The following is a 14,107-nucleotide window of genomic DNA, read 5'->3' on the forward strand; positions in this document are numbered from 1 at the left end:
GCTAAGGAGAAGGTCCATGGCATTTAATCTCAAGAACCGACATTTTCTGACGCTGCGGGATTTTACGCCGCGCGAAATCAGTTTCCTGCTGAAATTGTCCGCTGATCTTAAAACCGCCAAGTACGCTGGCACTGAGGTGCCAAGGCTGCAGGGCAAGGACATTGCGCTGATCTTCGAGAAGAACTCCACGCGAACCCGGGTCGGGTTCGAGGTGGCCGCCTATGACCAGGGTGCGCGAGTGACTTATCTGGGGCCCACTGGCACCCACATAGGCCACAAAGAATCGGTGAAAGACACCGCGCGGGTGCTTGGACGGGTCTACGATGCCATTGAGTATCGAGGTTTCGGGCAGTCGGTTGTGGAGGAGCTGGCCCAGTATGCTGGTGTGCCGATCTACAACGGTCTGACCAACGAGTTCCATCCGACCCAGATTTTGGCAGATTTACTAACCATGCAGGAGCAGGTGGAAAAACCGTTGCGCGAGATAGCCTTTGTGTTTATCGGCGACGCCGCCAACAACATGGGCGATAGCTTGCTGATCGGCGGCGCCAAAATGGGTATGGACGTGCGGCTGTGCGCGCCTCAGGCCTGTTGGCCGAAACAGGCGGTGCAAGACGAGGCAAAGGCGCTGGCGGCGGAAACCGGAGCTCGCATCACCATCACCGATGATATTGACGCCGCCGTTGCCGGTGTCGACTTTGTTTATACCGATGTCTGGGTCTCGATGGGTGAACCACAAGAAAAGTGGGCCGAACGCATCAAGCTGCTGATGCCTTACCAAGTCAATGCGGCCCTGATGGCGAAAACCGGCAATCCCCGGGTGCGATTCATGCACTGTTTGCCAGCTTTCCACAACACCGAAACAGTGGTTGGCAAAGAGATTCAGGAGGCTCATGGCATTGATGCCATGGAGGTGACTGACGAAGTATTTGAAAGTCCGGCCTCCATTGTTTTTGATCAGGCCGAGAACCGGATGCATACCATCAAAGCCGTCCTCGTGGCGACCCTGGGAGACTGACATGTTGGTGGTCGCAGCTTTGGGCGGTAACGCTCTTCTGAAACGCAGCGAGCCGCTGACTGCGGTGGTTCAGCGCAACAATGTGAAAACGGCGGCACTGTCGCTGGCGGATATCGTTCGAGCCGGACACGACCTGGTGATTACCCATGGCAATGGGCCGCAAGTGGGGTTGCTGGCGTTACAGGGCGCGTCCTACAAGCCGGATGAAGCCTACCCGCTAGATGTTCTGGGCGCGGAAACCGAAGGTATGATCGGCTATATGATCGAACAGGAACTGGAGAATGCTCTGGAGCATGACCGACCCGTCGCGACGCTGCTGACGCAAGTGGTGGTAGACCCGAAAGATCCGGCTTTTGCCAAACCGACCAAGTTTGTCGGGCCTGTCTATGAGCGCGAGGAAGCTGAGCGCCGGGCGGCTGGTGCGGGCTGGAGTATTGCGCCGGACGGTGACAAATGGCGGCGTGTGGTACCCTCTCCCAAACCCCTCGAAATACCCGATCTGCGCGTGCTGCAGCTATTGCTGGAGCAGGGCGTGGTCGTGGTCTGCACCGGCGGTGGCGGAATACCGGTGCTGCGGCAGGAAGACGGCAGCCTGATGGGCGTTGAAGCGGTCATCGATAAGGATGCCGCCAGCGCATTGTTGGCCAGAAAACTGGGGGCGGATGCGTTGCTCCTGTTGACCGATGTGGATGCAGTCTACCGAGACTTTGGCACCGATCAGGCGACACCGGTTTCCGCATTGACGGTGGCTGAGGCGCGAGCATTGGAATTACCTGCTGGCTCCATGGGCCCCAAACTGCGTGCCGCCTGTGAATTTGCTGAAGCGGGGGGGCTCAGCGGCATTGGCCGGCTGCAGGATGCCATTGCCATTCTTGACGGATCGGCAGGCACGCGGGTGTCTACCGATGCATAGTACGTGATGATGACTCAACATGACGCCCACGATCGGGTCGAACCAGACAATGACACTGGGACTATTGTCGCCATTCGTGGGGGAGTCGTCGATGTCAAGTTCGCGAAGCTGGTACCTGCTATCCGAGAGCTCTTGTATGTCGGGAAAACAGCCCTGGAGGTTGCCGGCCTTGAGGATAATGGCATCGTTCGTTGCATGGCGTTGGGGCCGGTCAGGGGGCTAGGGCTAGGTATGTCGGTTCGGGCCACCGGCGCTCCGATCAGCGTGCCGGTCGGCGACGCTGTCCTGGGCCGCATGCTTAACGTGTTTGGTACGCCTATCGACCGCAAGCCCGCACCAGTGACGGTGGAGCGCCGCGCCATTCACCAAGCACCGCCACGGCTGGAAGATCGTGTCGTTCGCAGTAAAGTACTGGAGACCGGCATCAAGGCCATCGACCTACTGTCTCCCATCGAACGAGGCGGTAAGACTGGCCTGTTCGGTGGTGCTGGTGTGGGCAAGACCGTGCTGATCACCGAACTAATCAACAATACGGTGCAGCAATACAAGGGGGTAAGCCTATTTTGCGGCATCGGCGAACGTTCCCGCGAGGCGGAAGAACTCTACCGTGAAATGGGCGAGGCTGGCGTACTTGATAACACTGTCATGCTATTCGGGCAGATGAACGAGGCGCCAGGTGTGCGGTTTCTGATTGGCAAAACGGCCCTCACTATGGCGGAGTATTTCCGCGATGAGCAGCACCGAGATGTGTTGCTGCTGATCGACAATATTTTTCGCTTTGTCCAGGCGGGCTCTGAAGTATCTGGGCTGCTGGGTCGTATGCCCTCGCGGGTGGGCTATCAGCCGACCTTGGCGACCGAGCTGGCGGAGCTGGAAGAAAGAATCACCTCCACTCGCAGCGCAGCGATCACCTCGATCCAGGCCGTTTATGTGCCCGCCGACGATTTCACCGACCCAGCCGCTGCCCATATCTTCTCTCATCTTTCGGGCTCGGTCGTGTTGTCCCGTAAACGCGCCAGTGAAGGCTTGTATCCGGCCATTGATCCCCTGGCCTCGTCCTCAGTAATGCTCACGCCGTCGGTGGTAGGGCAGCGTCATTATGACATCGCTCGGGGCGTGCGCCGAACCCTGGCCGAATATGAGGAACTGCGCGATATCATCGCCATGCTGGGCATCGAGGAACTGTCAGCCGCAGACCGGGCAACCGTTGCCCGCGCTCGCCGGCTAGAGCGGTTCCTGACCCAACCCTTCTTCACCACGGCGGCCTTTACCGGTACCGAGGGACGACGCGTGACCACCGTTGAGACCCTAGAGGGTTGTGAAACCATCCTGAACCAGACCCATTTTGAGCGTAACGAAAGCGACTATTACATGATCGGCGCACTTTCCGATCTGGAGACGGTGGTATGAGCCAGTCAACGATGATGCAGGTGACCTTGAGACTGCCAGCCATGACCCTGCATCAGGGCCCGGCAAGTCGGCTGTTTGCCGTGGCGGAAAACGGTGCTTTCGGGATGCTGCCAAACCATATCGATTTCGTCACCGCCCTGGTGCCTTCGGTGTTAATCCTGACTCTAGCCGATGGTGAGGAGCAGATATTTGGCATCGACGAGGGGATACTGGTGAAAAAGGGCCATCAGGTCGAGATTGCTATCCGGCGAGGTGTCCAGGGAACGGATTTGGCCTCGCTGAAGGAAACCGTGCAAAGAAACTTTATTGAGGTAGATGAAGATGAGCGCGTGGCACGTTCCGCCCTGGCGCGTTTAGAGGCGGGCATGGTGCGGCGGTTTGCCGATCTGCAGCGACCCAAAACGCCATGACCAAGCCGCGAAAATCTCCGGTGGATGACATCGGCCGTCGTGCGAGGCGTCTGAGAAAGGCACGGGAGGAGCCCGGTACAAGTCCCCTGCGGGGCCTGGGTGTATTCGGCATGATCGGCTGGTCGATCGCGGTACCCACCGTGGCAGGCGCCTTTTTTGGCCTGTGGCTTGATCGCAACATGCCGCAGGATTTTCAGTGGACCATTGCCTTGATTCTGGGGGGCGTAGCCCTCGGCGGCTTCATTGCCTGGGCCTGGGTCAGCAAGGAAAGCGGGAGTGACCGTAATGATGATTGATTGGCATGCTGTGATCATCGGCTTTGGCACCGGTGTTACCGTCAGTATCCTGTATTTCTTGGGCTTGGCACTGAGTGTCCGTCTGGCGCTGCGCCTGACACGCCCCGTCTCTTTGCTGCTGCCTAGCGCCGCGCTACGGATCGGCCTGCTGCTGTTGGCAGGCTGGCTGGTGACCGATGGAGGAACCCTGGGCTGGGCGTTCGCTGGTTATGTGTTGGCCTTCTTCATCGTGCGTTTCAGCGCCACCCTAATGGCCCGGTTACCCCGGGTGAAGGAGGCCAAATGCAACTGACACCCGACGAAACGACGGTCTTCACTCTCTGGGGCCTCGGTATTAATGAAACCGTCGTCAACACGTGGATTCTCATGGCCTTGCTGACCGGCGCTTCGATCCTCGTGACCCGGAGACTACGGCCGGATGTACCGCCGAATCGCTGGCGAACCACCCTGGAAGTGATCGTCACCGGGATCCAGAGGCAGATCGAGGAAATCTCGCCGCAGTCGTCTCGCCATGTCCTGTACTTTTCGGGAACGCTGTTTCTGTTCATTGCATTATCAAATCTACTACTCGTAGTGCCTGGCTTCACGCCGCCTACGGCTTCGCTCTCCACTACCGCCGCCCTGGCCTTGGCGGTGTTGATTGCCGTCCCGCTGTTTGGCATCACTCAACAGGGCATTCGCGGTTACCTGAGAACCTACATCCAACCATCGGCCATCATGCTGCCCTTCAACATCATCAGTGAGTTCTCTCGGGGCATTTCGCTGGCTATCCGCCTCTACGGCAACGTGATGAGCGGCGCGGTCATCGCCGGCATACTGCTCGGCGTGGCGCCGTTCTTCTTTCCCGTAGTGATGGACGTGCTGGGCCTGCTGACCGGTCTGATCCAGGCTTACATCTTCGCCATCCTGGCTACCGTCTATATCTCGTCGGCAACGGCCATTGTCAAGAAACCGGAAAACAAGGAGGAAGATCAATGACAGATGCAGCCTTTATTGCGGCCATTTCTATCTTCACTGCGGGACTGACGGTGTCGTTCGGCGCCCTTGGCCCGGCGCTGGGTGAAGGCCGCGCCGCAGCGGCCGCTCTTAACGCCATCGCTCAGCAGCCGGACTCGGCCTCCATGCTGTCGCGAACCCTGTTCGTGAGCCTAGCAATGATCGAATCTACCGCGATCTACTGTTTTGTGGTGGCGATGATCGTGCTGTTCGCCAACCCGTTCCTGGATCAGTTTATGCAAGCCACCCAAACGACAGCAGGCTAGGCCATGTCGATTGACTGGGTTACGGTTCTCGCTCAGATCGCCAATTTTCTGGTGCTGGTCTGGCTGCTCAAGCGTTTTCTTTACAAGCCTATTTTGAATGGCATCGATTCCCGCGAGGCCGAGATCGCGGAGCAGATGGGGGAGGCGGCACGCGCCCAGCAGAAGGCGGAAGCTGCTGAGGTGGATTTCGTAACACAGAAACAGCAGCTACTGGCCGATCAAACCGCTCTGGAGGCACAGGTTCGCCAGGAAGCCGAACAAAAGCGGAACGCCCTGTTGGTTGAGGCCCGGGAGACACTGGAGCAGGAACGGCTGGATTTGCAGGCGCACCTGGCGCGTGAGCAGGAACGCTTCACGACGGAGTTGTACAAGGCGAGTGCCGAAACGCTTTACCAACTGGCTAGCCGGGCGCTGCACGATTTGGCCGACGAACGTCTGGAGGCGCGCATTGCCCTACACGTCATCAGCCAGCTGGCGCCGCCGCTGTCGGAAGAGTTGGCCGCCGCGGCTAGCAATGCCCAAGGCGCGGTTGTCACCACTCATGCCCCGCTGCCGGAGGGCGCACGGCAAGAGGTGGAAGCCGCTCTCCAGGGGCTAGTGCCAGGGCTTTCCTTGCGTTTTGCCACAGATGACAGTCAGTCCCCCGGGATGGTCCTGCGAATCGGCAGTATCCAGCTCGACTGGACGGTGGACAGCTATACCGACGAGCTGGTGGGTCTGCTGGAAGAGCGCCTAGCAAGTGGCGAGTCGGGCAGGGTGCACAATTATGGCGGATGAATCGCGGCTGACTGGCGTGCAGGGGTTTATCGACCTTCTGCTGGCCAGCTCAGCACCCTCGCCGGTACTGGCCGAAGTAGGCACGGTGGCTGCAGTGGGGGATGGCATTGCGGTGGTAGCCGGGTTGGGGCGTGCCTTGGTGGATGAGCTGCTGGTGTTTGCCTCTGGGGTTCGCGGCGTGGTGCTGGATCTTGAGCCGGATCGGTTAGGGGTCGTTTTGTTAGGCCCTTCCGAGCAGGTGAAGGCCGGAGAGGATGTCTGGCGTACCCGCAAGGTAATCAGTGTGCCGGTGGGGCCGGGACTAATGGGACGTGTGGTCGATGCCACGGGCCAGCCCCTGGATGGCAAGGGCAAGGTGACCGCCGTGGCCGAACGACCAGTGGAAGCCCGGGCACCCGATATTCTCAGCCGCGCTGCTGTTAGCCGCCCCCTGGCGACCGGTCTCAAGGCGATCGATGCTGCGGTGCCCGTCGGCCTGGGGCAGCGAGAATTGATCATCGGTGATCGGCAGACAGGCAAGACGTCTATTGCCGTGGATACCATCCTTAATCAGGCCCGTTCAGAGGTCCTGAGTATCTATTGCGCCATCGGCCAGCGCGGGGATGCGGTTGCCAGAGTCATCGAAACGTTGAGGGCGAGCGGACAGATGGCGAAGACGATCGTGGTAGTTGCCGGTGATGAGAGCGCGCCAGGCCTTGCTTACATCGCTCCTTATGCGGCGATGACGATGGCGGAGTACTTCGCCGATCAAGCCCAGGATGTATTGGTCGTCTTCGATGACCTCACGCACCATGCACGGTCCTACCGTGAACTCTCGCTGCTGCTGCGGCGCCCGCCGGGACGCGAGGCATTTCCGGGGGACATCTTCTATGTGCATGCCCGGCTGCTCGAACGCGCCGGACAGTTCACCCCAGAGGCCGGAGGAGGTTCCATTACCGCCTTGCCCGTGGTGGAAACCCAGGCGGAAAACCTGTCGGCCTATATCCCGACCAACCTCATCTCAATCACCGACGGCCAGATCTATCTGTCACCGCGGCTGGTGCGCAAAAACCAGTTCCCGGCAGTCGATCTCGGAGTGTCAGTGTCGCGGGTAGGCGGCAAGGCACAGCACCGCGCGTTTCGGGAAGTTGCCGGTAACTTACGCGTCACCCTCTCCCAGTTCGAGGAGTTGGAAGACTTTGCCCGCTTTGGCACCCGGCTGGATGACGCCACTCGGGCGCGTCTGGTCCGAGGTGCTGCGGTTCGGGCGGCTTTGCGCCAGCCTGAGCGGGACCCGATACCGGCGGTGGAGCAGCTAATGGTGTTGCTAGCGGCGATGGACGGCATGTTCGACGGGCTGTCGGAAGCCGAGGTGGTAGCTGCTATGGAAAGCGTTAGGGCATCGGTGGGGGACACCTTGACTAGGATCGCAACGCGAATCGCCGATAACCAGCCTCTGGATGAGGATGACCGCGCTTCTCTGTTGAAGGTAGCACGTACCGCCCTGAGTGTACCGGAGCACGGCCGTGACGCAGACACTTGAAGCCCTGACCCGCCGTGATGAGACGCTCACCAGCATTCGCGGGATCGTTCACACCATGAAGACCATCTCCGCCATCAATGCCATGCCCTATGAGCGTGCCGCCAGATCTATCGAGGCCTATCATCGGACGGTGCGAAGTGGGCTCAGAGCCTTTGTCGCCAGAACCGGCTCCATCGCCTTGCCACAAGCGGAACCTGTCGACACCATCGTGGTGGTGTTCGGTTCCGACCATGGTCTGTGCGGTAACTACAACGAGGTACTTGCCGAGAAAGTTCAGACCGAAATCGCGCCGCTAAAAGCAGCAACCTCGGGTGTTCGGATATTGTGTGTTGGCGCCCAGATGAATGATGCCCTGGCGGGGCAGGGTCTCAGTCCCGAAAGTGTTTTTTTGCCACCGGCCTCGGCGGATGGCATCGGACGCCTAGCGAGCAGCATCGTAACCCGGCTGGATGACATCGGGCACGGCGAGCCTCACAACCGGAAAGTCACGCTGGCCTTTACCCAGCGAGCCGGTCGCGGGCAGCACGAGCCGGTGCTGGTGCCGCTGCTACCCCTGGGGCAGGCGTTCCTGGCGGAGCTCGCCGATCGACCCTGGGAATCCCGCTCCCTGCCCGACTATTCAATGCCGCCACCTGAGCTGTTTGCCGCCTTGTTGCGCAGCCATATCTTCGCCAGTGTCTTTCACGCCTCGGCGGAGGCCATGGTCACCGAAAATGCCGCACGGCTTGCTCTGATGCAGCAGGCAGAACAATCAGTAGACGACCGGCTGGACGAGGTCAAAGGGCAACTGAGGTCGGTTCGTCAGGATGACATCACCACTGAGCTGCTGGATGTCATCATTGGCTTCGAGGCATTGCGCAGCAAGACGCGCTGAACCAAAGGCCATGAGTGCGGAGACAGATGCTACTGACGCTCAATAAGACTGCCACTGACGCATAAAGCCCCACACCCTTTACCCGCAAGGAAAAGAACTGATGGCTCACCATCACGATCATGCTCCCCGCAGTTTCGGCCGGGCGTTTACCATCGGGGTAACACTGAACCTGGCATTTGTGATAATCGAAGCTTTTTATGGCTGGAAAACTGGCTCCCTGGCCTTGCTGGCCGATGCGGCTCATAACCTGAGTGATGTAGGAGGGCTGCTACTGGCCTGGGCTGCCTTTGGTGCGGCGCAATTGCAGCCTAATATGCGCCACAGCTATGGTTGGCGCAAAGGCTCCATCCTGGCCAGCTTTGTGAATGCGGTGGTCCTGCTGGTCGCTATGGGTTACTTGGCTTGGGAGGCCATTGATCGCTTGCAAATGCCGTCGCCAGTGGCCGCGGGTACCGTGATGGTGGTAGCCGGCATTGGGGTGGTGATCAATTCGGTGACCGCCTGGTTATTTCTGGCTGGCAGCAAAGGCGATCTGAATATACGAGGGGCCTTTCTGCATATGGCAGCCGATGCCCTGGTGTCCCTGGGTGTGGTGGTCGCTGGTGCCGCTTATCTTTGGCAGGGCTGGGGCTGGATTGATCCAGTCATGAGTCTGGTCATTGCACTGGTGGTCGTCGTCGGCACCTGGTCGCTGTTCCGCCGATCGCTGCACCTGCTCTTTGATGGTGTTCCCGAAGAAATTGATTTGGAGAAAGTACAAACGGAGCTGCTGGCATTACCCAGCGTGGTGTCCGTTCACGATCTCCACGTGTGGGCTATGAGCACAAGTGACAACGCCATCACCGCTCACTTGGTCATGGCAGACGGTGGGGGTGACCATGACCAGCTGCTGACGCTGGCGACAGAGATGTTGCACGAACGTTTTGAAATCCGTCACACGGTGCTGCAACTGGAGGGCGAGGCCTATGCCGCAAATTGTCCCACCGCTTGCGGCTGTTAAGGCCAAAATGGCTTAACGGGTTTGACAAGAAGTGGTGGCAATGAAGCCGTGGCCGCGATGGCCTATCGACTGAATGAAACCATCTGCCAGTGATTCAAGTACAGAGTTACCGACGCCCCCAGCCTCGATGACCTCGATAACGCCTAAGAATGACCTAGCTAGTGTATGACCAACGCCTCGCCTTTGTGCGGGGCGTTCGCATGTTAGCGCTAGGAATCCAAGCTCTGGCTGACGCCCACCCATTCAAGCGGGAGAAACCCATGTGCTAATTTATAGCTATTATTGTTTTGGAGAAAAACAGCAATGGAAGTCACTATCGGTAATGATTCTGAATTGATCAGGCAGGCTCAAAGTATTCGTTATCAGGTGTTTACACGTGAACAGCAGATTCCTGCAGAGCTGGAACTGGATGGACTGGATGAGGAATCATTCCACGCGCTGGTAACGGACAACGGTGAACCCATTGCAACGGCCCGGCTAACGGTGAAAGAAGACGGCTCTTCTACCATGGCCAGGATAGCGGTCAGTGAGGTATGTCGAGGAATGGGCGCCGCTTCGAAAGTTGTCCAGGCAATGATGCAATATGCCCAGGAGCTAGGTGTCACTTCCATTGAGATCCATGCCCACACTTACCTTAGAGATTATTATGAAAGGTTTGGATTTGAGTTCATCAAAGAAGTAGAAGTCGTTGGCGAACATCAACTGATTGAAATGCGGTATCAGACAGCGCATTCATAACCAAACTTTCAAGGTCGCTCTAGCGGCAGTTTTGACAGTCATAGGCGTTCGCCCTAACCGCGACTTAGAGCGCGCACTCGACACCCCGCCCCGCCCGCGCGCTAAATGGTGTGGTTTTTATGCACCCCTGCACCCGCCACCAAGCCGCGCCACTGCTGGGCTGGCTGGTGAAAAATGGGTGCATGAAAATTATGCGAATTCATGCGGGTTTATGCGCTTTTAACGAATAGGATGGGGGACAACAATCAAAAGCTGGGCTATAAGCTGGCCGATAGCTAAACAGGACATTCCTGACAAGGCCCTGAAGAGCCAAAGCATACCGGCGCAGGATGGCCTAAAGTCGCAGCTTAATGGGTTGCACAGGTGTAAAGGAATGGGCAATACTGCTAAAAATAATTAAAACGGTAAGGGAGCTTATAAATATCAATACGCTAGTGCCCATTATCTGCAAATCACCAGTATCCGAAAAGGGTGCCAAGGAGAGATATCATTGTTTGGCTACAGATTCTCTCAGCTGTTCCGGTTCAGGAACCGTTGCATCTCATCTTTACAGTGGCTTTCGATCTAAAGCGGGTATGGCTACAAAGGCGGTAAGCAAGGTCATTGGGGGTATCATGCATGCACGACAATCGGTGCTATGTAGCCGAATAAGGCTTGGTTTAATTAACTTTCAGAGTTTTAGAGGGTCTGCATACTGACGGTATAACATTCTTAAACGCGGGTGTTCGCTCAAGTCAAAAAACGAGCATGATGTCTAGCTACCGTTCGCTCTACAGATGGAGATTTATGCCACATAAACTTACAGGCAGGGATGGAATAGCTATAACTATTCCTGATGGAGGACACGGGCTTCAAGGCCGTGACGGACACATGGTTGCGATTCCAAAAGATGGGCATGGTTTGCAAGGCAGAGATGGACGAATGGTAGCAATTCGAGCTGGTGGTCATGGCTTACAGGGGCGCGACGGAAGGATGGTTTATATCCCTAAAGGTGGACATGGCCTTCAAGGACGCGATGGAAGAATGGTCGGAATTCCTGCTGGAGGCCATGGCCTTCAAGGACGTGATGGAAGAATGGTCGGAATTCCTGCTGGAGGCCATGGGCTGGAAGGTCGCGACGGCCGTATGGTAGCTATACCAAAAGGAAAGTATGGTGTTGAAGATGAGAAAGGTCGTATTCGAGTCAAGAGTTAACAAAGTAATTAATTTGCTCCCTGCGGTCGTCGTACACTCGTTACTCGCGCCGTATATTGCTGGCGTTAAATGTGAACATAAGAGGTACGGGTGAGTATATCGAAAGAACTATTTGAAATAGCTGCTACCCTCCGACAATACGAAGAGTTTTCAGCGCCGGAATTGGATGAACTTAATTCTGCTGCTAAAGCTATTGGTAAGGCATGGTCGGGATCGTGGTTTGGTTATCACTCGAAGGTTTACTACGCGGATTTTCAAGAGCCGCCTCCTGGAGCTGTCTTTAGTCAAGAATGGGGCATGCAGGATGCTTTTTCGATGGGTAGCCGTGGAGATTGGAGAGAGTACAACTATGATGACGTTGTGTCTCTGATTAAACATGAAGCGGGTGAGCCTGAGTTATCTGAGTTATCTGAGAAGGCCGATATCGCAAAAAATGCGTATGAAGACGCCAAGGCTAAGGCCGAGTCGCTTGTGTACGCCAATATTAATATAGAAGCAGACAAGTTTACTAAGCGACTAGTGGATGAAATAGAGTCTGATAAGATTCTAACGGCGACGGATTTAATTAAACACCTTCGCCCAAGTGGAAAGATGATCTCCCGTGACATGATCGCGATTGAAAAGGGATTAGTTACGCCACCACATGTTTCAGTGATTTCTAGAGTTTTCGCACTGAAACAGCCATTTATGGCATGTGGGAATCTTAAAGAAAAAATTATAAAACTTGCAAGTCATATGCAAAATTTGGAGAAAAGTAAAGCTGTAGAAGAAAGGATTGGCACAAATGTTTTTATAGGTCATGGGAGGTCTCACTACTGGAGGGAGTTGAAGGACTTCGTGAGTGATCGATTAAGCTTGCCTTGGGACGAATTCAATAGAGTACCTGTTGCGGGTGTAACTAACATTACCCGACTAGCACAAATGCTTGACCAAGCATGTATAGCCTTCCTTGTAATGACCGCAGAAGATGAACAAATAGATGGCAACTTGCATGCAAGAATGAATGTTATTCATGAAGTGGGGTTGTTTCAAGGACGACTTGGATTTGGTAGGGCAATTGTACTTTTAGAAGAAGGTTGTCAGGAGTTCAGTAATATCCAAGGGCTTGGTCAAATTCGATTTCCGAAAGGTAACATCTCTGCGATTTTTGAAGATATAAGGCAAGTCTTAGAGCGAGAAGGGATCGTTGAGTAATAGGTTAGCAAATGGTAATGCAGATGACGCTCTTTTCTTACGTGATTGATTATAATGTTACCCTTTGAGGAGGTGAAAATTGAGCTACAAAAATAAAACTTACGTCATTTTTGATGGTGATGAAGATATGTGGGCATACCGGTTTATGAAAGGGTGGAAAGCTAACGATAATGTTGATTTTAACTTCTTTGATGCTCATGATTTAAATCCACTTACCGATCGTGCAGGAGAAAATACGGTTAAGAAAAGATTGCGAGAAAGGCTCGGGGACACTAAGCAGGCAATAGTTCTTGTTGGAGAAAAGACAAAGTTTTTATATCGTTTTGTGCGCTGGGAAATTGAAACCTGTATAAATCTCAATATACCAATTATCGTTGTAAACTTGAATGGAATGAGGAGCCAAGACGGAGATCTTTGCCCTCCAATTATTCGTGATGAATATGTAGTCCATATTCCTTTCAAGTTGAAAATAATTCAGTATTCCTTGGATCATTTTCCAAACGAGTACCATCAGCGCAGTCAAAGTGATAAAGGGCCAAGATTATATAACGATTCCATCTACACTGGGCTTGGACTCTAATGGAAGACAAACAGTATCCGGCTTTATATTGTGCGACGAACAAGGCGTCAATAGATGCCCAGAACCAGTACTTGAACTTTGTTAGAATGTATTCGTTTCTTCTTATTGCGGCATCGGGCTTGGGTGTTTACGGGATAAATGAAAAGTCATCTGCAATTATAGCGGCAGTGCTCGTTATAGGATCTATTTTCCTTTCTGTGATGATGCTTTTAAGAAGAGATGAAGATACGTGGTATCGGGCCCGGTCAGTCGCTGAGTCTGTTAAAACTAGTTCTTGGCGCTTCATGATGAGATGTGAGCCATATCTTGATGCGACTGATGTACGGGAAGTGAAATCTCGCTTCAGGACGCGATTGAACAGAATCTTGAGTGAGCATAAAAACTTAGCAGAGCATTTTGGTGGTGAGGTATCTGAGCAAGAGCAGATTACTGATAAGATGTGTGAAGTAAGAAGTCTTACTTGGGAGCAAAGAGTCGACTTTTATCGTACATATAGAATTGATGAGCAACGATCCTGGTACGCAAATAAATCTGACTGGAATCGAAGAAAAGGAAGGCTCTGGTTTGCTATTTTAATTGGCTGCCAAACCTTAGCTGTTTTGTTTTTGATTTTAAGGGTAGCTTATCCAGACTGGGGATACTGGCCAGCAGATGTATTTGTTGTTGCAGCGGGATCGGCTTTAACTTGGATTCAGGTCAAACGATTTAAGGAGTTAGCTGCCGCATATGGATTGACCGCTCAAGAAATTGGATTTGTAAAAGTTGAGTTAGGGAAGATCGATTCTGAGAAAAAATTGGCTGATTTTATTGCTGACAGCGAGAACGCATTTTCTCGTGAGCATACCCAATGGCTGGCTCGTAAGGACTCATTATAATAGGGGCATCAAGCGCATCTGTTTGACTGGTTTTCACCTGCGCT

General features: G+C 54.7%; 17 protein-coding genes. All 17 read left to right on the forward strand.

The window, feature by feature from the left end:
- Positions 1–16 precede the first annotated feature (16 nt).
- Positions 17–1,018: an ornithine carbamoyltransferase gene (locus tag CEK60_RS01545; RefSeq protein WP_089037523.1), complete on the forward strand. Its 1,002-nt coding sequence runs from the start codon at positions 17–19 to the stop codon at positions 1,016–1,018.
- A 1-nt stretch (position 1,019) separates the two neighbouring features.
- Entirely contained in the window at positions 1,020–1,931 is a 912-nt protein-coding gene (gene arcC / locus CEK60_RS01550) for a carbamate kinase (RefSeq protein WP_089037524.1), read from the forward strand.
- Between the two features lie 9 nt (positions 1,932–1,940).
- Positions 1,941–3,341, forward strand: a complete 1,401-nt coding sequence (atpD, locus tag CEK60_RS01555; RefSeq protein WP_089040821.1) for a F0F1 ATP synthase subunit beta — start codon at positions 1,941–1,943, stop codon at positions 3,339–3,341.
- Positions 3,338–3,751, forward strand: coding sequence for a F0F1 ATP synthase subunit epsilon (locus CEK60_RS01560; RefSeq protein ID WP_089037525.1), 414 nt, complete (start codon positions 3,338–3,340; stop codon positions 3,749–3,751). Before atpD ends, CEK60_RS01560 begins: the two co-directional genes overlap by 4 nt.
- Complete coding sequence (locus CEK60_RS01565) at positions 3,748–4,047, forward strand: AtpZ/AtpI family protein (protein WP_089037526.1); 300 nt, start codon at positions 3,748–3,750, stop codon at positions 4,045–4,047. The genes CEK60_RS01560 and CEK60_RS01565 overlap by 4 nt, the downstream gene beginning before the upstream one ends.
- On the forward strand, positions 4,028–4,339 hold the full coding sequence (locus CEK60_RS01570; protein WP_198361444.1) for a hypothetical protein: 312 nt from the start codon (positions 4,028–4,030) through the stop codon (positions 4,337–4,339). The genes CEK60_RS01565 and CEK60_RS01570 overlap by 20 nt, the downstream gene beginning before the upstream one ends.
- Positions 4,330–5,025 (forward strand): F0F1 ATP synthase subunit A, encoded by a 696-nt coding sequence (locus tag CEK60_RS01575; RefSeq protein ID WP_089037528.1) that lies wholly within the window; start codon positions 4,330–4,332, stop codon positions 5,023–5,025. The genes CEK60_RS01570 and CEK60_RS01575 overlap by 10 nt, the downstream gene beginning before the upstream one ends.
- A complete protein-coding gene (locus CEK60_RS01580; RefSeq protein ID WP_089037529.1) occupies positions 5,022–5,309 on the forward strand; it encodes a F0F1 ATP synthase subunit C in 288 nt (95 codons plus the stop codon). Before CEK60_RS01575 ends, CEK60_RS01580 begins: the two co-directional genes overlap by 4 nt.
- A 3-nt stretch (positions 5,310–5,312) precedes the next feature.
- Positions 5,313–6,086, forward strand: a complete 774-nt coding sequence (locus CEK60_RS01585) for a F0F1 ATP synthase subunit delta (protein ID WP_089037530.1) — start codon at positions 5,313–5,315, stop codon at positions 6,084–6,086.
- A complete protein-coding gene (locus CEK60_RS01590; protein ID WP_089037531.1) occupies positions 6,076–7,608 on the forward strand; it encodes a F0F1 ATP synthase subunit alpha in 1,533 nt (510 codons plus the stop codon). Before CEK60_RS01585 ends, CEK60_RS01590 begins: the two co-directional genes overlap by 11 nt.
- Entirely contained in the window at positions 7,592–8,482 is an 891-nt protein-coding gene (locus CEK60_RS01595; RefSeq protein WP_089037532.1) for a F0F1 ATP synthase subunit gamma, read from the forward strand. The genes CEK60_RS01590 and CEK60_RS01595 overlap by 17 nt, the downstream gene beginning before the upstream one ends.
- Before the next feature lie 100 nt (positions 8,483–8,582).
- Positions 8,583–9,482 carry a cation diffusion facilitator family transporter gene (locus CEK60_RS01600; RefSeq protein ID WP_089037533.1) on the forward strand — a complete coding sequence of 300 codons (900 nt, stop codon included), beginning with the start codon at positions 8,583–8,585 and terminating at the stop codon, positions 9,480–9,482.
- A 303-nt stretch (positions 9,483–9,785) separates the two neighbouring features.
- A complete protein-coding gene (locus CEK60_RS01605) occupies positions 9,786–10,220 on the forward strand; it encodes a GNAT family N-acetyltransferase (protein ID WP_089037534.1) in 435 nt (144 codons plus the stop codon).
- Between the two features lie 997 nt (positions 10,221–11,217).
- Complete coding sequence (locus CEK60_RS22765) at positions 11,218–11,352, forward strand: hypothetical protein (protein ID WP_269768687.1); 135 nt, start codon at positions 11,218–11,220, stop codon at positions 11,350–11,352.
- A 152-nt stretch (positions 11,353–11,504) separates the two neighbouring features.
- The gene (locus CEK60_RS22305; protein ID WP_198361445.1) at positions 11,505–12,608 is read left to right on the forward strand and encodes a TIR domain-containing protein; all 1,104 of its coding nucleotides are present in this window, start codon (positions 11,505–11,507) and stop codon (positions 12,606–12,608) included.
- A 79-nt stretch (positions 12,609–12,687) separates the two neighbouring features.
- Positions 12,688–13,188, forward strand: coding sequence for a TIR domain-containing protein (locus CEK60_RS01620; RefSeq protein WP_089037536.1), 501 nt, complete (start codon positions 12,688–12,690; stop codon positions 13,186–13,188).
- On the forward strand, positions 13,188–14,063 hold the full coding sequence (locus tag CEK60_RS01625) for a DUF4231 domain-containing protein (RefSeq protein ID WP_089037537.1): 876 nt from the start codon (positions 13,188–13,190) through the stop codon (positions 14,061–14,063). Before CEK60_RS01620 ends, CEK60_RS01625 begins: the two co-directional genes overlap by 1 nt.
- The last annotated feature ends 44 nt before the right edge of the window (positions 14,064–14,107 follow it).

Source organism: Halomonas sp. N3-2A (assembly GCF_002216165.1).
GTDB lineage: Bacteria > Pseudomonadota > Gammaproteobacteria > Pseudomonadales > Halomonadaceae > Vreelandella.

Excerpts from the sequence above, each read along its gene's own strand:
- CEK60_RS01545 (WP_089037523.1), top strand. The coding sequence starts at position 17 with ATGGCATTTAATCTCAAGAACCGACATTTTCTGACGCTGCGGGATTTT.
- arcC (WP_089037524.1), top strand. The coding sequence starts at position 1,020 with ATGTTGGTGGTCGCAGCTTTGGGCGGTAACGCTCTTCTGAAACGCAGC.
- atpD (WP_089040821.1), top strand. The coding sequence starts at position 1,941 with ATGACTCAACATGACGCCCACGATCGGGTCGAACCAGACAATGACACT.
- CEK60_RS01560 (WP_089037525.1), top strand. The coding sequence starts at position 3,338 with ATGAGCCAGTCAACGATGATGCAGGTGACCTTGAGACTGCCAGCCATG.
- CEK60_RS01565 (WP_089037526.1), top strand. The coding sequence starts at position 3,748 with ATGACCAAGCCGCGAAAATCTCCGGTGGATGACATCGGCCGTCGTGCG.
- CEK60_RS01575 (WP_089037528.1), top strand. The coding sequence starts at position 4,330 with ATGCAACTGACACCCGACGAAACGACGGTCTTCACTCTCTGGGGCCTC.
- CEK60_RS01580 (WP_089037529.1), top strand. The coding sequence starts at position 5,022 with ATGACAGATGCAGCCTTTATTGCGGCCATTTCTATCTTCACTGCGGGA.
- CEK60_RS01585 (WP_089037530.1), top strand. The coding sequence starts at position 5,313 with ATGTCGATTGACTGGGTTACGGTTCTCGCTCAGATCGCCAATTTTCTG.
- CEK60_RS01590 (WP_089037531.1), top strand. The coding sequence starts at position 6,076 with ATGGCGGATGAATCGCGGCTGACTGGCGTGCAGGGGTTTATCGACCTT.
- CEK60_RS01600 (WP_089037533.1), top strand. The coding sequence starts at position 8,583 with ATGGCTCACCATCACGATCATGCTCCCCGCAGTTTCGGCCGGGCGTTT.
- CEK60_RS01605 (WP_089037534.1), top strand. The coding sequence starts at position 9,786 with ATGGAAGTCACTATCGGTAATGATTCTGAATTGATCAGGCAGGCTCAA.
- CEK60_RS22765 (WP_269768687.1), top strand. The coding sequence starts at position 11,218 with ATGGCCTTCAAGGACGCGATGGAAGAATGGTCGGAATTCCTGCTGGAG.
- CEK60_RS01625 (WP_089037537.1), top strand. The coding sequence starts at position 13,188 with ATGGAAGACAAACAGTATCCGGCTTTATATTGTGCGACGAACAAGGCG.